Consider the following 21,243-nt stretch of genomic DNA (forward strand, 5'->3'; position numbering starts at 1 on the left):
CTCCGGGCCGCCTGCGGCCGACGACCGGGTGCGACAGCCGATGCATCCTTCTGCCGTCATGCATCGCCTTCTGCGTTTGCAATGGTTACCCTTCCTCCAGGGCGACGGTGATCCGCGTCACGGATCCCGACGATCCGTCCGCCCCCAGAGCTCCCGCCCGAGCCGCGGGTTCCACGAAAGGCAGGCACACCATGGCAGCGCAGACCCGATTCCGCACCCTCCTGGCAGGCACCGCGATCGCGGCCCTGGCCCTGACCGGCTGCGCTCAGGGCGGCGGCGACGGAGGCGGCGGCTCCGAGCCGTCGCCGACGCCCACCCCCGAGGCCCCGACGGACTACACGACGGAGCAGGTCGTCGACACCCTCGGCGCCTCGAGCGTCGACGGGCAGCCGCTGTCGGACGTCTCGAGCACGGAGGACGCCCTGGGCTCGGACATGTCGGAGGACGGCATCTCGATGATGGAGACCATCGTCGACGAGGCCGAGATCGAGCCGGCGGAGTGCGAGGAGCCGCTGCTGGGATCGCTGACCGGCGGGATGCTCACGGATGTCGTCGAGGACTCCGCCATGGGCACGACCGAGGACGGGGTCAGCGTCACGGCGTTCCCCATGGAATCGAAGGAGGCGGCCGATCAGCACGTCACCGACGTGCGCGACGCCTACGCGCAGTGCGGCGAGGTGACCATGACGCTCATGGGCGAGGAGATGTCGATCGCCACGACCACCGAGGAGCCCGGGATCGAGGGCGCGGGCGCGGCCATCTCCCAGAAGGCCGAGGTCGAGATGCAGGGCGAGACCTCCAGGACCTCGACCGCCATGATGAGCGTCGGCAATGTCGTGATCTCGATCTCCGATCCGAACGCCGGCATGGGCGGGCAGACCGGCTCCGAGGAGGCGCCCGACTACACCCCGATGCTCGAGGAGATCGCCCCGACCTTCGTCGAGGGCCCGGCCGAGCCCTCCGAGGGGGCCTCGGGCGGCGCATCGGAGGAGGCCTCCGACTCCTCGTCCTGAGCTCGCCGGCCGCACCGGCTCGCACTCGCCGGGGTGCGCAACATTCCGGCGGATGCGAGCCGGTGTGACAGCCTGGCGAATGTGAGGTGCATCACTGGCCGTCCGCCGCCGTCGGCGGCTCGACGCCCCCCCCCAGCACCACCGGCCCCCCGCCTTTCAGGACGGGACGACGAAAGGCCCCGCACCATGGCACCGCAGCTGCGCTACCGCACCCTCTTCGCCGGCACGGCCCTGGCCGCGCTGGCCCTGAGCGGATGCGTCCAGGATCCCGACGGCGGCGAGGGCGGCTCCGAGCCCTCGGAGGGGGCCTCGCAGGCGAGCCCCGCCCCCGAATCCGGCGGCGCCGAGCCGTCGGCCGAGGAGGCCTCGTCCGCAGAGTCCTCGGAACCGGCCGCTGAGCCGTCCGGGGGCTCCTCGGCCTCCTCCGAGGCCTCGGCATCCGATGCGGCCTCCGGCCCTGCGGCCGGGGGCGAGGCCCCCGAGGACATCTCCGAAGGGGATCTGACCACGCTGCTGTCGACCGAGGTCGACGGGACGCAGCTGATCGCCGTGACCCCGTCCCAGCTCGAGGCCTCCGGAATGGACCTCGAGGCGGAGATGGCGGCCGAGTTCGGCGAGGGCTTCGAGGTCTCCCCGGCCACCTGCGAGGGGCCGTTCATGAATGCCCTGCTCGGCGGCATGCACGACAGCGGCGACGCGGTCATCGCAGTCGACGACGAGGGCTCGCTGCTGATCACGGCGCGGACCTTCGACGACGCTCAGGGCGCGGAGGAGGCGCTGGACGAGCAGCGCGGCGCCGTGGACGAGTGCGGCGAGGTCGAGGTCACCGTCGAGGGGCAGTCCAGCGACTCCGAGATGACCACGGAGGACCTCGCCGTCGACGGCGCGTCCGCGGCCTACGAGACCACGCTCGAGATCGAGGGCGACTCCGTCGCCAACCCGAGCATGGCCTACGGCAACACCCTGATCAGCATGGTCGAGACCTCGCAGTTCGAGGGCGGCCCCGCGCCCGACAACGAGGCGCTGCTCGAGGAGGTCGCCGGAGCGCTCTCGGAGTCCTGAGCGCGGCCCGGGGGCATCCCGCAGCGGGCCGCCGGGCCGGGGATAGGATGGAGCGCATCGGATCCGGGCCCCGGCGACGGCGGCCCCCGGCACCCGCGCCTCGCTCCCGAGGCGCCAGACGCGACGACCCCCTCGAAACGGAGCGCCCGTGGCACTGCGCCTCTCCTCCCTGTTCCTGCGCACCCTGCGTGAAGACCCCGTCGACGCCGAGGTCGCCAGCCACCGGCTGCTCGTGCGCGCGGGCTGCATCCGCCGCGCGGCGCCCGGCATCTACACCTGGCTTCCGCTCGGCCTGAGCGTGCTGCGGAAGATCGAGGAGATCGTGCGGGAGGAGATGGCCGCGATCGGGGCCCAGGAGGTGCATTTCCCCGCGCTGCTGCCGCGCGAGCCCTACGAGGCCTCCGGCCGGTGGGAGGACTACGGCGACAACCTCTTCCGCCTCAAGGACCGCAAGGAGGCCGACTACCTCCTGGCGCCCACGCACGAGGAGCTGTTCACGCTGCTGGTCAAGGATCTGTACTCCTCGTACAAGGACCTGCCGGTCACGCTCTACCAGATCCAGACCAAGTACCGCGACGAGGCGCGTCCGCGCGCGGGGCTCATCCGCTCGCGCGAGTTCGTCATGAAGGACTCGTACTCCTTCGACATCGACGACGCCGGCCTCGAGGAGTCCTACCGCCGTCACCGCGAGGTCTACGTGCGGATCTTCGAGCGCCTGGGCCTCGAGGTCGTGGCCGTGGCGGCCGACTCCGGTGCCATGGGCGGGTCCCGCTCGGAGGAGTTCCTGCACCCCACGCCGATCGGCGAGGACACCTTCGTGCGCTCGCCGGGCGGATACGCGGCCAATGTCGAGGCCGTGACCACCGTCGTCCCGGACCCGGTGCCCTTCGAGGGCCAGCCGGAGGCCCATGTCGAGGACACCCCGGACTCCGCCACGATCGAGACCCTGGTCGAGCGCTCCGAGCAACTGCACCCCAAGGACGACGGTCCCTGGACCGGGGCGGACACCCTCAAGAACGTCGTGCTCGCCGTCACGACGCCCGAGGGCGAGCGCCGCCTGGTGGCCGTGGGCCTGCCCGGCGACCGCAATGTCGACCTCAAGCGGGTCGAGGTCGGCATCGGGGAGCTGATCGGGGTCGGCGGCGAGCTCGAGGTCGAGCAGGCCACCGACGCCGATCTGGCCAAGCACCCCCAGATCGTCAAGGGCTACCTGGGCCCGGGCCTCACCCTCGATGCGGCGCTGCTGGGGGAGGATTCCCTGACCGGCCTGCCGTACTTCGTGGATCCCCGCGTGGTCCCGGGCACGCGCTGGCTGACCGGCGCCAACGCTGCCGGCCAGCACGTCTACGACCTGGTGGCCGGACGGGACTTCGCCTGGGACGGAACGATCGAGTGCGCCCAGGTCCTTCCCGGGGACCCCGCTCCGGACGGCTCCGGGCCGCTCGAGGCCGCGCGCGGCATCGAGATGGGCCACGTGTTCCAGCTCGGGCGCAAGTACGCCGAGGTCCTGGGTCTGAAGGTGCTGGATCAGAACGGCAAGCAGGTCGTCGTGACCATGGGCTCCTACGGCTTCGGCGTCACCCGCGCGGTGGCGGCGCTGGTCGAGTCGAACCACGACGACAAGGGCATCATCTGGCCGCGGCACCTGGCCCCGGCGGACATCCACGTGGTCCCCACGGGCAAGGGCGAGGAGGCGGCGCGGGCCGCCGAGCAGATCGTCGACCAGCTCGAGGAGGCCGGTGTCAGGGTGCTGTTCGACGACCGGAAGAAGGTCTCCCCGGGCGTGCGCTTCGGCGACTTCGAGCTGCTCGGGGTGCCGACCATGCTCGTGATCGGCCGCGGCCTGGCCGACGGCGTCCTGGAGCTCAAGGACCGCGCCACGGGGGAGTCCCGCGAGATCCGCCGCGACGACGTCGCCCGGGAGGTCCTCGCGGAGATCGGCCGCTGAGCGGCCCCGCCCCCGGCTGAGCGGCCCCGCCCCCGGCAGAGGCCCGGTGCACACCGGGCCGTGCCGAGCGCTCCGGGGCCCGATGCGGTCCGGGAGGCAGCGCACCGCAGCGGCCGGGCGGCTCAGTCCTCGAGGCCGGGCAGCGCGTCCACGGGGCGCTGCGCCGCGGCATCGGCCACGGACAGCCGGATCAGCACGGACTGCCCGGGCTCGGGCCCTGCCGAGGCCGGGGCCTCCCGATCCTCCGGCGCGGAGGCGGCGATCTGCGCGAGCGCGGTCTGCCGGAGCCCGGCCACGAGGTCGTCGCGGGCGGCGTCGGGAGCGGAGCGGAAGCCCTCCGGCATGCCGGGGGAGCCGTCGATCACGGACGGGTGGCGCTGCTCGAGGGCGCTCAGCCACTGGCTGTCCTGGACCGGCTCGAGAGCGCGGGCCCAGGCGTCCGAGCTCGGGCGCTGGTCCTCGGGCAGCGCGGACCAGGTCTGCGCCGAGCTGCGCGCCTGTCCGAGCTGCCGGGCCAGCGCCAGCTCGGGATGCGCCTGCTCGCCGGTCGCGTGCGGTGCGTCCTCGCCCTGCGGGGCGGCCGCCAGGGCGTCGTCGGCGCTCGGCACGGGGGCGGCGCGGTCGACCTTCGCGGGATCGGCGCCGAGCTCGAGGGCGGTGGCCGCGCGGTGGGCGGCGATCGAGCTGAGCACCGCCCGGTCCTCGGCGGTCTCCGGCGGTGTCATCCGAAGCGATCGCGCGCTGGTCAGGAACCCTCCCGGCAGGCCGGGCACGTGATCCGCCTGGCTCATGCCGACCGGCGGCGGCTGCTCCTCGGCGGCCTCGAGCGCGCGCTCCGAGGGGCGGCCGATGGCCTCGAGCTGGCTCTCGAGCTCGCCGCGCAGCTCATCCCGCTTGGGCGCCGGGAGCTCCTCCAGCCGGTCCGAGTCCCTCAGCTGCTCGGTGGACCGGTAGGCGTGCGCCATCGCGATCTCCCCGTCGCTCACGGGACGCCCCGGTCCCAGGCGCCACACCAGGACGGCGCCGAGCACCACGACCAGCGCCGCGGCAGCGATCAGCGCGGCTCTGCTCCGGGAGCTCAGGTCCATGCGGCGTCCTCTCGTCCTCGTCTGGTCGTCATCGCGTCGGCGTCCGGCAGGGGCGACGGCGGGCGGCCGGACGCCCGCCGCGCGGCTGCGCCCATCGTAGGACCCGGAACGGGCCGCGCTGGATCCCGGACCGCACGAGCGAGGCGTCATGGGGCGGGCAGCGCGGACGGGGCACGTGATGTCGCGGCCGTCCGATAGCCTCGGCCCCGGGCGGGCGCACGCTGCCTCGCCCTGATGCGCCCCCTGCTGTCCCGCACCACCCGATGGAGGATCCGTGAGCGAGAACCGAGCACAGGACCCGCAGGCCGCCGATCTGCAGGAGCTGCTGGCCCCGGTCGTCGAGGCCGAGGGCCTGTTCCTGGAGGACGTGACCCTCTCCGGCACGGGCCCCCAGCGCGTCCTGCAGGTGCTCGTGGATCTGCCCGAGGACCGCACCGACGGCGTGGACCTGGACGACGTCGCCCGCGCGGCCCGGGCCGTCTCCGACGAGCTCGACCGCGCCGATCCCGTGGGCGGGCCCGGCTACGAGCTCGAGGTCTCCTCGCCCGGGGCCTCGCGCACCCTGGAGAAGCCGCGGCACTGGCGCCGCTCGATCGGCCGCCTCGTCGACGTCCACCCCGTGGATCGCACGTCGCACGGGCGCTCGTTCGAGGCCCGGCTGCTCGAGGTCCAGGACGACCGGGTGACGCTGCAGCGCAGCACCCAGGTCAAGAAGGGCATGCCCGTCAAGCTCCTGGACCCGGAGACCTGGGCCATGGCCGACATCCGGCAGGCCCGTGTGAGGGTCGAGGACTGATCTCCCCCGGTCCCGGGGAGCCGGAGAGGCCGGAAGCCGGGCAGTGTAGACTGGCTGGCCGACACCGGCGGAGCCGGGGGCCGCGCCGCACGCAGGCCGCCTGCACCGCCGTCATAGACCCGCGAACAGCGTTCCGTCCCATCCCGACGGTGCGCTGTCGTCGCATCCGGAGCCGGTCCGCGGACCACCTGCCTGCACCGGCTCCGAGCGGCCCGATCCGGAAAGGCCCTCGATGGACATCGATATGAGCGCCCTGCGCATGCTGGAGCGCGAGAGCGACCTCCCGCTCGATCTGCTGATCCCCACGATCGAGCAGGCCCTCGTGCTCGCCTACCATCGCTCGCCCGGGGCCATCAAGGACGCCCGCGCCGAGCTGGACACCCAGACCGGCCGCGTGACGATCTGGGCGGCCGAGACGGATGAGGACGGGACCAAGGTCGGGGAGTTCGACGACACCCCGTCCGGGTTCGGGCGCATCGCCGCCTCGACGGCCCGCAGCGTGATCGTGCAGAAGCTGCGCGACGTGGAGGACGACACGGTCCTGGGCCACTTCAAGGGCCGGGAGGGCGAGGTCGTCTCGGGGCAGATCCAGCAGGGCCGCAATCCGCAGATGGTCCAGATCGACCTGGGCACCGTCGAGGGCGTCCTCCCGCCGCACGAGCAGGTCCCCGGGGAGAAGTACCGCCACGGCAGCCGCATCCGCACGTACGTGGTGGAGGCCCGGCGCGGCCCCAAGGGCCCGTCGATCACGCTGTCGCGCTCGCACCCCGACCTGGTGCGCCGGCTCTTCGAGTTCGAGGTCCCGGAGATCGCCGACGGCGACGTCGAGATCATGGCGATCGCGCGCGAAGCCGGTCACCGGACCAAGATCGCGGTGACCGCCAGCACCCAGGGCATCAACGCCAAGGGGTCCTGCATCGGCGAGATGGGCACCCGCGTGCGGGCCGTGATGAACGAGCTCGGCGGGGAGAACATCGACATCGTGGACTGGTCGGGGGATCCCGCCCGCTTCATCGCGGCCGCGCTGTCGCCGGCCTCGGTGCTGCGCGTCGACATCCTCGACGAGCGCGGCAAGTCGGCCCGCGCGGTGGTGCCGGACGGCAAGCTCTCGCTGGCGATCGGCAAGGAGGGGCAGAACGCCCGCCTGGCCGCCAAGCTCACGGGCTGGCGGATCGACATCCTCTCGGAGTCGGACGACGCCCGGCGCCGCGGCGCCTGAGCGGCCCGGGTCGGGACGGGCCTGGCGCGGTGCGATCCACGGCGGGCTTCCGCGCGCGGCGATTCGGCGCCCGATCCCGGGCGGGAGTAGAATGATCGTCGGCCCAGCCGCAGCCGTCTCCCGCCGCAGGCGGAGGGCGGCATCGGACAGCGCGGAATCGGAGAGGGTGCAGCCACGTGGGACATGCTCCGCAGCGCACCTGCATCGGATGCCGCGAGGTCGCCGGCCCGGACCGACTCGTGCGCCTGAGCCTCGTCGCCGGTGATCAGGGACCCGCGGTGGTCCCCGATCCTCGTCGTCGGCTCGGCGGACGCGGCGCTTGGCTTCATCCCACGCGCGAATGCGCGGACACGGCTCTGCGTCGGCGGGCCCTCGACCGGGCCTTCCGGCGACGCGTGCCGGTCCGGGACGAGGCGCTGCTGATCGAGCAGATCCTCGCCGCGGGAGACCGCGGCGCAGGCTGAGCGTCGGGAGCACCACCACGACGGCCGTGGTCCGCGCCGCTGCCGTCGGAACCGTCCCCCGCACCGTGCGGGGAGGCGACACAGGATGCACTTGATGGGGAAGCGAGCAAGAAGCTGATGGACATCCGATGAGTGCCGAACGATGAGTGCCCCAGCGCACTCGGCAAGGGATGCCCTCCTGCGGTCCGACCGTCGAGGAGGGTCTCCGACAGACCGTTAGTCGGTCCGCCTCCTGTCACGGGCGCGGGCCGGGACAGGAGAGAAGTGGCTAAGCAGAGAGTGCACGAGCTCGCCAAGGAGCTCGGGATGACGTCCAAGGAGGCGATCTCGACCCTGCAGGAGCTGGGCGAGTTCGTCCGTGGCGCATCCTCGACCGTGGAGCCCCCGGTCGCCAAGAAGCTGAAGGACTCGCCGCAGGCCAAGGCCTCGCTGGCGAAGAAGAACGACAAGGACGGCGGCGCCGAGGAGAAGCCCTCCTCGAAGAAGACCGCCCAGCAGACCCCCGAGCCGGGCTCGACCGGCCCCAAGCCGGGCGGCGCGGCCAAGCCCGCGCCGAAGCCGGGCCAGTCCGCTCCGGCCGCCCCGGCCGAGCCGAAGCCCGCCGAGTCCGAGCCCGCGGCGTCGGCCCCGGCCGCCGCCCAGAGCACCCCGGAGGAGCCGAGGGAGCAGGCGGCTCCCGAGCAGGCCCCGCAGGAGGCGAAGGCCCCCGAGCAGAAGCCCGCGCAGCCGAAGCCCGAGGCCTCCGAGTCCCCGGCTCCGACGCCGAGCCGCCCCGCGCCCAAGCCGGGCAGCGCCGCGCCGAAGCCGGGCGGTCCCCGCCCCGGCAACAACCCGTTCACGCCCAAGCAGGCCGGCGGCTCGCAGCGCCCCGCGCGTCCGCAGGGCGGCCCCCGCCCCGGCAACAACCCGTTCGCCTCGCAGCAGGGCATGGGCACCCAGCGCCCGGCGCCCTCCGGTCAGGGCGGTCCCCGTCCCGGCGGGCCCCGTCCGGGTCAGCCCGGTCAGGGCGGTCCCCGCCCCGGTGCCCCGCGCCCGGGCGCGCCGCGTCCCGGACAGGCGGCCGGCGCCGGCGGCCCGCGTCCCGGCGGCCCCCGCCCCAGCCCGAACATGATGCCGGGCCACACGAGCAATGTGGCCCCCGTCGGCAGCCGTCCCTCCCGCGGCGGTCCCGGCGGCGGCGGCGGTCGCCGCGGCGGCCCGGGCGGCGGTCCCGGCGGCGGCTTCCGTCCCGGCGGCGGCCCCGGCCGCGGCGGGCGCGGCGCCACGCAGGGCGCCTTCGGCCGCGGCGGCCCCTCGCGCAAGGGGCGCAAGTCCAAGCGCGCGAAGCGCCAGGAGATGATGGAGCAGATGAACGCGCCGAAGGTCGGCGGCGTCACTGTTCCGCACGGCGACGGCAGCACCGAGGTGCGCCTGCGCCGCGGCGCGTCGCTGATGGACTTCGCCGAGAAGATCGACGCGAACCCGGCGTCGCTGGTGACGGTGCTGATCCACCTCGGCGAGATGGCCACGCAGACGCAGTCGCTCGACGAGGGCACGTTCGAGGCCCTGGGCGCCGAGCTCGGCTACGTCATCCGGATCGTCTCCCCGGAGGACGAGGAGCGAGAGCTCTTCGAGTCCTTCGACATCGACCTCGAGGCCGAGCAGGCAGCCGAGGGCGAGGAGGACCTGGAGAAGCGCCCGGCCGTCGTGACCGTCATGGGCCACGTCGACCACGGCAAGACCCGTCTGCTGGACGCCATCCGGAACACCCGCGTGATCGAGGGCGAGGCCGGCGGCATCACCCAGCACATCGGCGCGTACCAGGTGACTCCGGAGGTCGACGGCGAGGACCGCGCGCTGACCTTCATCGACACCCCGGGCCACGAGGCGTTCACCGCCATGCGCGCCCGCGGTGCGCAGGTCACGGACATCGCGCTGCTCGTGGTGGCCGCCGACGACGGCGTCATGCCCCAGACCGTCGAGGCGCTGAACCACGCCCAGGCGGCGGAGGTGCCGATCGTGGTCGCGGTCAACAAGATCGACAAGCCCGAGGCGAACCCGGAGAAGATCCGCGGTCAGCTCGCGGAGTACGGCCTGGTGCCGGAGGAGTACGGCGGCGACACGATGTTCGTCGACGTCTCCGCCCGCCAGGGCCAGAACATCGACGAGCTGCTCGAGTCCATCGTCCTCACGGCCGACGGCGCCCTGGAGCTGCAGGCGAACCCGAACAAGGCGGCTCGCGGCGTGGCCATCGAGGCCAACCTGGACAAGGGCCGCGGTGCTGTGTGCACCGTCCTGGTCCAGTCCGGCACGCTGCGCGTCGGCGACTCGATCGTCGCCGGCGGGGCCCACGGCCGCGTCCGCGCGATGTTCGACGAGACCGGCGCGGCCGTGGAGGAGGCGGCCCCGTCGCGTCCCGTCCAGGTGCTGGGCCTGTCGACCGTCCCGCGCGCCGGCGACACCTTCATCGCGACCGATGAGGAGCGCACCGCTCGTCAGATCGCGGAGAAGCGCCAGGCCGCGGACCGCAACGCCCTGCTGGCCAAGCGCCGCAAGCGCGTGACGCTCGAGTCCTTCGACCAGGTCGTGGCCGAGGGCAAGATCGACACGCTCAACCTCATCATCAAGGGCGACGTCTCCGGTGCCGTCGAGGCGCTCGAGGACTCGCTGCTCAAGATCGAGGTGGCCCCGGACGAGGTCCAGCTGCGCGTCATCCACCGCGGCGTCGGCGCGATCACGCAGAACGACGTCAACCTGGCCACGGTGGACAACGCCGTGATCATCGGCTTCAACGTCCGACCGGCCGAGCGCGTCACCGAGCTCGCCGACCGCGAAGGCGTCGAGATGAAGTTCTACTCGGTGATCTACAACGCGATCGACGACGTCGAGGCGGCCCTGAAGGGCATGCTCAAGCCGGAGTACGAGGAGGTGGAGCTCGGCAAGGCCGAGGTCCGCGAGGTGTTCAAGTCCTCCAAGTGGGGCTCGATCGCCGGCTCGTACGTGACCGAGGGCCTCATCCGCCGCAATGCCAAGGCCCGCCTGGTCCGCGACGGCACCGTGGTCAAGGAGGGGCTCACCATCGAGTCCCTGCGCCGCTTCAAGGACGACGCAACCGAGGTCCGCGACGGCTACGAGTGCGGCATCGGCCTGGGATCGTTCAACGACATCAAGGAGGGCGACGTCATCGAGACGTGGGAGATGCAGGAGAAGCCCCGCGCCTGATCGGCGTCCCATGCCGTGCGGCCCGCATCGGGGCCCGTCGTCGCGCACGCCGCGCGACGGGCCCCGGTGCGGGCCGCCGCCTGCGTGCGGCGCGCATCCGCCGCGAGCCCCGGACCCGGTCCTAGGCTCTGAGGGCGGCGGCGCGCCGTGCGCCCGGCACCCGATCGGTGCCGCCCCGACACAGCACCGCCGGGCCGTGCAGGCCCGCGCGCGAGAACTGGAGAGATCATGGCCGATGCACAGCGGGCCTCCCGCATGGCAGACCGCATCAAGGTGATCGTGGCGAAGGCCCTCGAGCGCCGGGTCAAGGACCCGCGCCTGGGCTTCGTGACCGTCACCGACGCCCGCGTGACGAACGACCTGCAGCACGCGACCGTCTACTACACCGTCTACGGCACATCCGAGGAGAAGGCGGACACCGCCCGCGCCCTCGAATCCGCCAAGGGCATCCTGCGCGCGGAGGTCGGCCGGAACATCACCGCCCGGCTCACGCCCACGCTCGAGTTCGTGGCCGACGAGATCCCCGAGGCCGCCTCGCACCTCGAGGACGTCCTGCGCCGGGCCAGGGAGAAGGATGCGTCCGTGGCCGCCGCGGCGGCCGGGGCCTCCTACGCCAGCGACGCGAATCCCTACCGCACCGCGCCCGATGAGGACGCGCAGGCCGACGACGCCGACGACGAGGCCTCCCGGGAGACCCGTGAGCGCTGAGTCCGACGGCGGCCCGGTGTCCGAGGCCGCTCGGCAGCGGCGCCGGGAGACGCCCCGGCCGGATCCCTCGCTGCCCGTGCCCGAGGGGCTCGCGGTGGTCGACAAGCCGCAGGGCTGGACCAGCCACGACGTCGTCGGGCGCATGCGCCGCCTGTGCGGGACCCGCAAGGTCGGCCACGCCGGCACGCTGGATCCCATGGCCACCGGCGTCCTGATCGTGGGGGTGGGCCGCGGCACCAAGCTGCTGACCCATCTCGTCGGCGCCGACAAGACCTACGAGGCCACGTTCCGGCTGGGCGCCTCGACCGTGACGGAGGACGCAGAGGGCGAGATCACCGCGACGGCCGAGCCCGCCGCCGTGGCGGCCGTGACCGAGCAGCGGATCCGGACCGCCGTCGCGGAGCTGACCGGGCCCCTGCAGCAGGTGCCCTCGGCCGTCTCCGCGATCAAGGTCGACGGCAGGCGCTCCTACGCCCGCGTGCGCGACGGCGAGGACGTCGAGCTGCCGCCCCGGCCCGTCACGGTCTCGCGGTTCGAGGTGACCGGCATCCGCCGCGAGGACGCCGCCGTCGAGGTCGACGCCGTCCTGGACGTCTCCTCGGGCACGTACATCCGCGCGATCGCCCGCGACCTCGGTGAGGCTCTCGGCATCGGCGGCCACCTCAGCGCCCTGCGGCGCACGCGGGTGGGGGCCCTGGGGCTCGAGCGCGCCCAGGACCTGGAGGCCCTGAGCGGGATCGTCGCCGGGGGAGGGGCGGTGCCCGTCACCTCGCTCGACGACGCCGCGCGCGCCATGTTCCCGGTGCGCGAGCTCACGGAGCAGGAGTCGCTCGAGGTGGGCCAGGGCAAGCGCATCGCCGCCTCGGGCACCGGCCCCGAGGAGCTGCGCGCCGGCTTCGATCCGCACGGCCGCGTCGTGGCGCTGCTCGAGGACCGCGGCCGGCCCGGCGAGCGCAGCGCCAAGTCCGTCCTGGTCTTCCGGGCCCAGGGCTGAAGCAGACCGGGCCGCGCGGCGGCCGCACGAGAGGAAGCAGGGAGCGCACGGATGCTGTGGGGATACGACGGGTGGTTCTGGGCCGCGGTGGTCCTGGGCTCGCTCTCGACGCTGATCTGCGCGGTCCAGGCCCTGCGGGGCAGGCCGCCGGGGGACGCGACGCAGGGCTCGGTGCTCGTGCTCGAGGCCTTCCTGATCGTCTATCTGCTCGGCTCGATCGCGCTGGGCCTGTTCGGCCCCGCCGCCTCCGGGTCCGTGCTCGAGTACTGGGGATACCTGCTCACCGCCCTGGTGATCCCCGCGGGCACGTTCATCTGGTCGCTCGTCGAGCGCTCGAGCTGGTCCAACTGGATCCTCGCCGCGACCGGCCCCACGATCATCGTGATGGTCTACCGGATGAACTTCATCTGGTACTACCAGTGATCAGGAGGGACACCATGCAGCACAGCACCGATCAGCGCAGCCCCGGACGCCTGCAGTCGAGGTTCGGCCCCCGCGAGGGGGCCGCGCGCACCGATGCGAAGTCCAGCGGCTTCGGGCGGGTCATCATCGTCGTCTACGGCATCTTCTCGCTCTCGGCGGGCGTGCGGGCGCTCTACCAGATCCTCACCCAGTTCGAGGTCGCGCCCCTGGCCTACCTCCTCTCGCTGTTCTCCGCGGCCGTGTACGTGCTGGCCGCCGTGGCCCTGACCCGGACCGGGCCCCGCTGGCACAGGGTGGCCACGATCGCCGTGCTGATCGAGCTGATCGGCGTGGTGGGGATCGGGGCCTGGACCTACGCGGCGCCGGAGCTGTTCGCCGACGAGACCGTGTGGTCGCACTTCGGCCAGGGCTACGGCTACATCCCGCTGCTGCTGCCCATCGTGGGCCTGATCTGGCTGCACCGCACGCGGCCGCGCACCGACCGTTCCGACGCACGAGCAGGAGACCGCGCATGAGCACCGAGGACACGACCGGCACGCAGAGCGCCGGCACACAGAGCGCCGACGCCGAGACGGCGGCCGCCGGGGCCGCCGCAGGCTCCGGCGACGGGGGCCTGAGCGTCCCGACCCTGGGCGACGGCGCCCTCACCCTCCGGGAGCTGCGCGCCGCCGACGCGGAGGCGCTGACCGCCAACTGCCAGGATCCCGAGGCGGTCCGCTGGACCACGGTGCCCGAGCCCTACGGCGTCGAATCGGCCCTGTGGTACATCCAGCAGCACGTCCCCGGCGCACTCCGGGCCGGCGAGGCCGTGAACTGGGCCGTCGAGGACCCGCAGGGCCGCTTCCTGGGCACGATCGAGCTGTGCCGCCTGCGCGCGGGGGCCGCGGACATCGGGCTGAACTTCGGCCCGCACGCCCGCGGCACGGGAGCCGCCGAGGGCGCATGCCGCCTGGTCATCGACCACGCCTTCGGGCCGATGGGCCTGACCCACCTGCACTGGCAGGCCTTCGACGGCAACTGGGCCTCGCGGAAGCTGGCCTGGAAGCTCGGCTTCTCCGATCCCGTCCTGGTCCGCGGCTTCATGGAGCAGCGCGGGCAGCTGCGCGACACCTGGATCGCGACCCTGGCCGCCGATGCGCCGCGCAGCCCGTCGCAGCCCTGGACCGGACCGGGCGCCGACGGCGGCGGCGCCCCCGCCTGAGCCGACGCGGGCAGTCCGAGCGAGGGACTACCCTGGGACGAGCGCACGGAGGGCCCCGGCCCTCGCCCGCCGGGCGCCCCGGCTCCGTCCCCCGGAAGGCCACACAGCCCGGCCGCCCGCCCGCCCACGACCCAGCGGCGGAGGCGGTCCCCGGACCGCCCCGCACCCCACGAGGAGACCCGTTGCATCGCTTGCACGACCTGTCCGAGGTGCCCGAGGATCTCGGCACCAGCGTGGTCACCGTCGGCAACTTCGACGGCGTCCACCGCGGGCACCAGGAGGTCCTGGGCATGGTCGTGGATCGGGCGCGGCAGGAGGGCGCCCACTCCGTCGTGCTGACCTTCGATCCGCATCCGGCGCTCGTGCACCGGCCCGATCAGTACCGCGGCCAGATCATGGGCACCTCGGACAAGCTCGACGCCATGGAGGAGCTCGGCCTCGATGCGGTCCTGGTCCAGCACTACGACCTCTCCTTCGCCGCCCAGGACCCGATCGAGTTCATGACCCGCTACCTCCTGGAGGGGCTGCGGGCCGTGTGCGTGGTCGTCGGCGCCGATGCCCGGTTCGGGCGCGGCAACGAGGGCGACGTGAACGCCCTGCGGCGCTTCGGGGACGCCCACGGCTTCGAGGTCGTCGTCGTGGACGACCTCGAGTGCCGCGGGACCGTCCCGGCGCAGATCCGCACCGAGAGCCTGCCGCTGGTCGGCGTGGACGGGCCCGTCGGGGAGGCCGAGGACGCGCAGCACGACCCCGAGGACCGGCGCATCTCCTCGACCTGGATCCGCGAGCGCCTGATCGAGGGCGACGTCGAGGACGCCGCGCGCCTGCTGGGCAGGGCCCACCGCATGCGCGGGACCGTGGTGCACGGCGCGGCCCGCGGCCGGCAGCTCGGGTTCCCGACCGCCAATCTGGCCCCGGACGCCGACGGCTACATCCCGGCCGACGGCGTCTACGCCGGCTGGCTGACGGATGCGGCGGGGCAGCGCTGGCCCGTGGCCGTCTCGGTGGGCTCGAATCCCACGTTCGAGGGCGTCTCCCGGGTCGTGGAGGCGCACGTGATCGACCGGCCCGAGGAGCGGATCGAGGACTTCGACCTGTACGGCCAGGAGATCATGGTCGAGTTCATCGCCCGGCTGCGCGGCATGGTCGCCTACGAAGGGGTCGAGAAGCTCGTCGAGCAGATGACCCGCGACGTGGACCAGACCCGCAGCATCCTCGCGCAGCACCCGGACGGCATGGCCGACGTCGCCCGCTGAAGGCCCGCCCTCGGCGGCCCGGGGCGGCCGCATGCCGACGGCGCCCCGCACGACGGGGGGGCCCCCCCCCCCGGGGGGGGGGGGGGGGGGGGGCCCGCCGTCGTCGTGGCCGGGTCTCGGCCCGGGGCCGCGATCACATCTCCTCGTGCTCGTCCGGATCGAAGCCGGAGCCGGAGAGGCCGGTGTGCAGCAGGCGGATGCGCTCCATCTGCCGGTCGTCGAGCTCCCAGCTGAACACGTCGAGGTTCTCCGCCATGCGCTTGGGGTTCGCGGACTTGGGGATCGGCAGGACGCCCGACTGGATCTCCCAGCGCAGGACGACCTGGGCCGGGGTCCGGTTGACCTGACCGGCGATCTCCGCGAGCCACTCGTGGTCCAGGATGTCGGTCTTGCGCCCCAGCGGGGACCACGCCTCGACCAGGATCCGCTTGTCGTGGTGGTGGGCCCGCAGCGGTTCCTGCTGGTACTGGGGGTGCAGCTCGACCTGGTTGACGGCCGGGGTCTCCCCGGTCTCCGCGATGAGGCGATCGACGTGCGCCGGGGTGAAGTTCGAGACGCCCACGGAGCGCACGATGCCCTCCTCGCGCAGTTTGAGCATCGTGCGGAAGGTCTCGACGTAGCGGTCGCGCCGGGGGTTCGGCCAGTGGATCAGCAGCAGATCCAGGCGGTCCAGGCCCAGGCGATGCAGGGAGCCCTCGACGGAGCGGCGCACGAGCGCCTCGCCGCCCTGGCTGCGGCCGGGGATCTTGGTGGTCACGAAGATCTGGTCGCGCGGCAGGCCGGCCAGCGCGATGCCGCGGCCGACGCCCGTCTCGTTGCCGTAGTTCACCGCGGTGTCGATGAGCCGGAACCCGCGGCTGATGCCCTCGTAGACGGCCACCTCCGCGTCGGCGTCGTCCAGCGGGTGGGTGCCCATCCCGATCTGGGGCAGCTCGTGACCGTCGTTGAGGGTGTGCCGGCGCTCGGACACGCCCACCTGATCGGCCAGCGACGGGTCGACCTCCGTGGCCTCGGACTCGCTGCTGTGTGCGGACTCGCTCACGGTCCACTCCTTTCCGTGGGGCTTGCGGGGGCATCCGGGGCCCGCCCCGCGACGACGGCCCCGGATGTTCCATTCGGGTCCAGTCTTGCACTGTCGGGGCAGTGCCGCGGCCGTCGGGGGCCCGCGGCGGGCACCTGCTATGATATTCGGCGGTCCGCCTGCAGTCCGTGGCGGACGGACCCCCGAGCCCTGCCGCATCGCCGGCCGGTCTCCTGCCCCGGTGCGCGCACCCGCGTCTTCCGGGCCGCACGGCACTGGACCCCGAAGGAGTTCACACATGGCACTCGATCCCGCTGTCAAGCAGTCGATCATCGAGGAGTACGCGACGCACGAGGGCGACACCGGCTCGCCGGAGGTGCAGGTCGCCGTCCTGACCCACCGCATCTCGGGTCTGACGGAGCACCTGAAGTCGCACAAGCACGATCACCACACCCGCCGCGGCCTCATGGCCATGGTCGGCCGTCGTCGCCGCATGCTGACGTACCTGCAGAAGACGGACATCGAGCGCTACCGCTCGCTGATCCAGCGTCTCGGCCTCCGCCGCTGACCCTCCGTCCTCACCGAGGCGGGGCCGCACCGCAGCCCGCGGCGGCCCCGCCTTCGCGCATCCCGGGCCCCTGGACCGGCACCTGAGCCGGGCAGGGTCGCCCGATCCGCCGCGTCCGGAGCCCTCCGGAGCCGCGGCGCCACACCATCGCAGCCCCGCCAATGCTGGTCCGCACAGTCCGGACCTGTCAGGCTGGTGCCGCATGACCGCCTGCCGCGCTCCGCTCAGGAGCCGGCGAGCGACCACCGCGGGAGGCGGCGCACCGCCGCCCCTGCAGGCCGAAGCCGAGCGCCTCCTTCCGCGCCCCGGTCCTCGACAGTGGTCCACGGACTCCGCAGCCCCCGGCTGCGCCGTGGACTTCGATCGAAGACCGAGCGCGAGGCGAGCGGCGGCGGCCGGAACCGAACCAGCCGGCCATCGACATGGCCGCGACGAAAGGAAGGTGGCCCTTGGAGGGTCCCGAGATCCAGTCCGCCGAAGCCGTCATCGACAACGGCCGCTACGGCCAGCGCGTCGTGCGCTTCGAGACGGGCCTGCTCGCCCAGCAGGCAGCCGGCTCCACCCTGGTGTCGATCGACGACGACACCACGCTGCTGTCCACGACCGCCGTGGGCAAGAAGCCCCGCGAGGGCTTCGACTTCTTCCCGCTCACGGTCGACGTGGAGGAGCGGATGTATGCCGACGGGCGCATCCCCGGCTCGTTCTTCCGCCGCGAGGGCCGCCCCTCGACGGACGCCGTCCTGGCCTGCCGCCTGATCGACCGCCCGCTGCGCCCCGCCTTCCGCAAGGGCATCCGCAACGAGGTCCAGGTCGTCGTGACCGTCCTGGCGATCGACCCGGACGAGATCTACAACACGGTGGCGATCAATGCCGCGTCGATGTCGACCACGCTCTCCGGCCTGCCGTTCACCGGCCCGGTCGGCGGCGTGCGCCTGGCGCTGATGGCCGAGGCCGACGGCTCCCACCAGTGGGTCTGCTTCCCCAAGCACTCCCAGCTGGAGAACGCGGTGTTCGACATGGCCGTCGCCGGCCGCGTCGTGACCCGCGAGGACGGCACCGAGGACGTCGCGATCATGATGGTCGAGGCCGAGGCCACCGACAGCTCGTGGAACCTCATCAAGGGCTCCGGGGCCGTCGCGCCCACCGAGGAGGTCGTGGCCGAGGGCCTCGACGCCGCCAAGCCGTTCATCCGGGCGCTGTGCCAGGCCCAGTCGGACCTCAAGGCCCGCGCGGGCAAGCCCGAGATGGAGCTGCCGACCTTCGGCGGCCACGGCGAGGACGTCGCCCGGGCCGTCGAGGAGGCCGCCGGCTCCAAGCTGACCGAGGCCTACTCGATCGCCGGCAAGCAGGAGCGCGAGGACGCGACCGACGCCCTGCACCACTCCGTGCTCGAGGAGCTCACGGCAGAGGGCAAGCCCTTCGCCGAGCGCGCCGACGAGGTCAACGACGCCTACCAGGCCCTGACCAAGCACACCGTGCGCCAGCGCGTGCTCTCCGAGAACGTGCGCATCGACGGCCGCGGCCCCCGCGACATCCGCGAGCTGACCGCGATGGTCGAGATCCTGCCGCGCGTGCACGGCTCGGCGATCTTCCAGCGCGGCGAGACCCAGATCATGGGCGTGACCACGCTGAACATGCTCAAGCTCGAGCAGCAGATCGACTCGCTGTCGCCGGTCAAGTCCAAGCGCTACATGCACCACTACAACTTCCCGCCGTACTCCACCGGCGAGACCGGGCGCGTGGGCTCGCCCAAGCGCCGCGAGATCGGCCACGGCGCCCTGGCCGAGCGGGCCCTGACCCCGGTCATCCCGTCGCGCGAGGAGTTCCCCTACGCGATCCGCCAGGTCTCCGAGGCGCTGGGCTCCAACGGCTCCACCTCGATGGGCTCCGTGTGCGCCTCGACCCTGTCGCTGCTCAACGCCGGCGTGCCGCTGCGCGCGCCGGTGGCCGGCATCGCCATGGGCCTGATCACCGGCGAGGTCGACGGCAAGCCGGCCCACGTCGCGCTGACCGACATCCTCGGAGCCGAGGACGCCCTGGGCGACATGGACTTCAAGGTCGCCGGCACCTCCGAGTTCGTGACCGCGATCCAGCTGGACACCAAGCTCGACGGCATCGACGCCGAGGTCCTGGGCGCGGCCCTGGCCCAGGCCCGCGACGCCCGCCTGGCGATCCTGAACGTGATCAGCTCGGCGATCGACGAGCCGGACGAGATGTCCGAGCACGCGCCGCGCATCATCACGGTCAACGTGCCCGTCTCCAAGATCGGCGAGGTCATCGGCCCCAAGGGCAAGATGATCAACCAGATCCAGGAGGACACCGGCGCCGACATCTCGATCGAGGACGACGGCACCGTGTTCATCGGCGCGGTCGACGGCCCCTCGGCCGAGGCCGCCCGCTCCGCGATCAACGCGATCGCCAACCCGCAGGTCCCCGAGGCCGGGGAGCGCTACCTGGGCACGGTCGTCAAGCTCACGACCTTCGGCGCGTTCGTCTCGCTGACCCCGGGCCGCGACGGGCTGCTGCACGTCACCGAGCTGCGCAAGCTCAACGACGGCAAGCGCGTCAACGACGTCGAGGACGTCGTCGGCGTGGGCCAGCAGGTCCAGGTCGAGATCACCAAGGTCGACGACCGCGGCAAGCTGTCGCTGTCGCCGGTCGTCGCCGACGACGACGCGGCCGCCGGGTCCGACGAGGACTCCGCCGCCGAGTGATCCGCATGCGGCCGCACCGGCGGCCGCCGCTGCCCAGGGGCCCCGCATCCGAGGATGCGGGGCCCCTGCCGCTGCCCCGAGGAGCCCGCCCGGTTGGCCGGCCCGGGGCCTGCCCCTACACTCGACAGGTCCCCCTCCGGGAGCTCGCGGCCCGGCCCGATCGCGGAGCGGGAGCCCCGCCGTCGTTCGAGGAGCCGAATCCCCTGATGTCCTACGCCCTGCAGCTGCGCCCGCAGGATCCGCCGGCCGGCAGCGATGCGGCCGCGGAGCCGGTCTGGGACGGCCCCGACGGCAATGTCGTGCGGCGCACCGTGCTGCCCAGCGGCGTGCGCATCCTCACCGAGGCCATGCCCGGGCTGCTCTCGGCCTCGGTCGGCCTCTGGGTGGGCGTCGGCTCTCGCGACGAGCAGCCGGGCCACCTGGGCTCGACCCACTTCCTGGAGCACCTGCTGTTCAAGGGCACGGCCCGGCGCAGCGCCCTGCAGATCGCGGAGGCCTTCGACGAGGTCGGCGGCGAGTCGAACGCGGCCACCGCCAAGGAGTCGACCTGCTACTACGCGCGCGTCCTCTCGGAGGACCTGCCCATGGCGATCGACGTGCTGACCGACATGGTCACGGCGCCCCTGCTGGACTCCGAGGAGCTCGAGCGCGAGCGCGGGGTGATCCTCGAGGAGCTGGCCATGGACCAGGACGACCCGACGGACGTGGCCTTCGAGCACTTCGCCGAGCACGTCCTGCGGGGCAGCCCCCTCTCCCGGCCGATCGGGGGCACTCCGGAGGAGATCACCGGCGTGGCCCGCGGGCGCGTGCTCGAGCACTGGCAGGAGCACTACCGGCCGGAGAACCTCGTGGTCACCGCGGCCGGGGGCCTCGACCACGACCGGGTCGTCGAGGAGGTCCGCACCTGCCTCTCCCGCGCGGGCTGGGATCCGGACGCCCCCGGCCGACCGCGCGCCCGTCGGCCGGCGGCCCCGGACGCGACGGCCGCCCTGAGCCCGGACTGGGGCCGGCACCGGCTGCACCGCCCGGTCGAGCAGGCCAACATCGTGGTCGGCCGCCCCGGGCTGGTGATCGGCGACGAGCGCCGCTACGCGATGACCGTGCTCAACGCCGCCCTGGGCGGGGGCATGTCCTCGCGCCTGTTCCAGGAGATCCGCGAGAAGCGGGGTCTGGCCTACAGCACCTTCTCGTTCTCCGGGGCGCACTCGGACGCGGGCTACTTCGGGATGTACGCGGGCTGCGCGCCCTCGCGCGCCGACGAGGTCCTCGAGCTGATGCGGGCCCAGCTCGAGCAGCTCGCCGAGCACGGACCGGGGGACCGGGAGCTGGCCAAGGTGGTCGGGCAGCTCGCCGGCGGAACCGTCATGGCCCTCGAGGACTCCGGGTCCCGGATGAACCGCCTGGGCTCGGCCGAGCTCGGCACCGGGGAGTTCGTGGACCTCGAGGAGACCATGCGCCGCGTGCGGGCGGTCACCGCCCAGGACGTGCAGCGCCTGGCCGCGCATCTGGCCGACGGCCCCGTCGTCGTGCAGGTCGTCGAGCCATCGGCGTCGTGAGCCGACCGGGT

At 73.3% G+C, this 21,243-nt stretch carries 18 protein-coding genes; 16 read left to right on the plus strand and 2 right to left on the minus strand.

Translation table 11 applies throughout. From position 1 onward, the window contains the following. Positions 1-191 precede the first annotated feature (191 nt). The 3 genes from FSY66_RS09270 (at position 192) to FSY66_RS09280 (ending at position 4,023) form a co-directional block, all read left to right on the plus strand. Entirely contained in the window at positions 192-1,013 is an 822-nt protein-coding gene (locus tag FSY66_RS09270; RefSeq protein ID WP_144794081.1) for a 4-hydroxythreonine-4-phosphate dehydrogenase PdxA, read from the plus strand. 186 nt (positions 1,014-1,199) lie between these two features. Continuing rightward, a complete protein-coding gene (locus tag FSY66_RS09275; RefSeq protein WP_144794083.1) occupies positions 1,200-2,075 on the plus strand; it encodes a hypothetical protein in 876 nt (291 codons plus the stop codon). Positions 2,076-2,223: 148 nt separating this feature from the next. Beyond that, positions 2,224-4,023 (plus strand): proline--tRNA ligase, encoded by a 1,800-nt coding sequence (locus FSY66_RS09280; RefSeq protein WP_144794087.1) that lies wholly within the window; start codon positions 2,224-2,226, stop codon positions 4,021-4,023. Between the two features lie 122 nt (positions 4,024-4,145). On the opposite strand, the gene FSY66_RS09285 is transcribed toward FSY66_RS09280, so the two are convergent. Then, positions 4,146-5,111: a serine/threonine-protein kinase gene (locus FSY66_RS09285; RefSeq protein ID WP_144794091.1), complete on the minus strand. Its 966-nt coding sequence runs from the start codon at positions 5,109-5,111 to the stop codon at positions 4,146-4,148. A gap of 274 nt (positions 5,112-5,385) precedes the next feature. Between FSY66_RS09285 and FSY66_RS09290 the strand changes: the two genes are divergently transcribed. From FSY66_RS09290 to FSY66_RS09335, 10 genes are all read left to right on the plus strand, one after another. After that, complete coding sequence (locus FSY66_RS09290; RefSeq protein ID WP_144794094.1) at positions 5,386-5,907, plus strand: ribosome maturation factor RimP; 522 nt, start codon at positions 5,386-5,388, stop codon at positions 5,905-5,907. 232 nt (positions 5,908-6,139) lie between these two features. Next, a complete protein-coding gene (gene nusA / locus FSY66_RS09295) occupies positions 6,140-7,126 on the plus strand; it encodes a transcription termination factor NusA (RefSeq protein WP_144794097.1) in 987 nt (328 codons plus the stop codon). A gap of 176 nt (positions 7,127-7,302) precedes the next feature. Beyond that, a complete protein-coding gene (locus FSY66_RS09300; protein ID WP_144794102.1) occupies positions 7,303-7,590 on the plus strand; it encodes a YlxR family protein in 288 nt (95 codons plus the stop codon). A gap of 264 nt (positions 7,591-7,854) precedes the next feature. Next, on the plus strand, positions 7,855-10,791 hold the full coding sequence (infB, locus tag FSY66_RS09305) for a translation initiation factor IF-2 (protein ID WP_144794107.1): 2,937 nt from the start codon (positions 7,855-7,857) through the stop codon (positions 10,789-10,791). A 228-nt stretch (positions 10,792-11,019) separates the two neighbouring features. Beyond that, complete coding sequence (gene rbfA / locus FSY66_RS09310) at positions 11,020-11,499, plus strand: 30S ribosome-binding factor RbfA (protein ID WP_144794110.1); 480 nt, start codon at positions 11,020-11,022, stop codon at positions 11,497-11,499. Positions 11,500-11,575: 76 nt separating this feature from the next. Next, positions 11,576-12,493, plus strand: coding sequence for a tRNA pseudouridine(55) synthase TruB (gene truB, locus FSY66_RS09315; RefSeq protein WP_260853623.1), 918 nt, complete (start codon positions 11,576-11,578; stop codon positions 12,491-12,493). A 51-nt stretch (positions 12,494-12,544) separates the two neighbouring features. Then, entirely contained in the window at positions 12,545-12,916 is a 372-nt protein-coding gene (locus FSY66_RS09320) for a hypothetical protein (protein ID WP_144794116.1), read from the plus strand. Between the two features lie 14 nt (positions 12,917-12,930). Continuing rightward, positions 12,931-13,431, plus strand: coding sequence for a hypothetical protein (locus FSY66_RS09325; protein WP_186304529.1), 501 nt, complete (start codon positions 12,931-12,933; stop codon positions 13,429-13,431). Beyond that, on the plus strand, positions 13,428-14,117 hold the full coding sequence (locus tag FSY66_RS09330) for a GNAT family N-acetyltransferase (RefSeq protein WP_144794119.1): 690 nt from the start codon (positions 13,428-13,430) through the stop codon (positions 14,115-14,117). Before FSY66_RS09325 ends, FSY66_RS09330 begins: the two co-directional genes overlap by 4 nt. Positions 14,118-14,299: 182 nt before the next feature. Continuing rightward, positions 14,300-15,373, plus strand: a complete 1,074-nt coding sequence (locus FSY66_RS09335) for a bifunctional riboflavin kinase/FAD synthetase (RefSeq protein WP_260853616.1) — start codon at positions 14,300-14,302, stop codon at positions 15,371-15,373. A gap of 133 nt (positions 15,374-15,506) precedes the next feature. Here FSY66_RS09335 and FSY66_RS09340 read toward each other — a convergent pair whose 3' ends face one another. Further along, complete coding sequence (locus FSY66_RS09340) at positions 15,507-16,415, minus strand: aldo/keto reductase (RefSeq protein WP_222115526.1); 909 nt, start codon at positions 16,413-16,415, stop codon at positions 15,507-15,509. A 277-nt stretch (positions 16,416-16,692) separates the two neighbouring features. Here FSY66_RS09340 and rpsO point away from each other — a divergent pair, with 277 nt between their 5' ends. The 3 genes from rpsO to FSY66_RS09355 all read left to right on the plus strand — a co-directional run bounded on the left by rpsO (position 16,693) and on the right by FSY66_RS09355 (position 21,232). Beyond that, the gene (rpsO, locus tag FSY66_RS09345) at positions 16,693-16,962 is read left to right on the plus strand and encodes a 30S ribosomal protein S15 (RefSeq protein ID WP_144794125.1); all 270 of its coding nucleotides are present in this window, start codon (positions 16,693-16,695) and stop codon (positions 16,960-16,962) included. 449 nt (positions 16,963-17,411) lie between these two features. Beyond that, positions 17,412-19,676 carry a polyribonucleotide nucleotidyltransferase gene (locus FSY66_RS09350; RefSeq protein ID WP_144794128.1) on the plus strand — a complete coding sequence of 755 codons (2,265 nt, stop codon included), beginning with the start codon at positions 17,412-17,414 and terminating at the stop codon, positions 19,674-19,676. Positions 19,677-19,882: 206 nt separating this feature from the next. Beyond that, positions 19,883-21,232 (plus strand): M16 family metallopeptidase, encoded by a 1,350-nt coding sequence (locus tag FSY66_RS09355; protein WP_144794131.1) that lies wholly within the window; start codon positions 19,883-19,885, stop codon positions 21,230-21,232. The last annotated feature ends 11 nt before the right edge of the window (positions 21,233-21,243 follow it).

The sequence above is a fragment of the Kocuria palustris genome (genome assembly GCF_007666205.1).
GTDB classification, from domain to species: Bacteria; Actinomycetota; Actinomycetes; order Actinomycetales; family Micrococcaceae; genus Kocuria; species Kocuria palustris_A.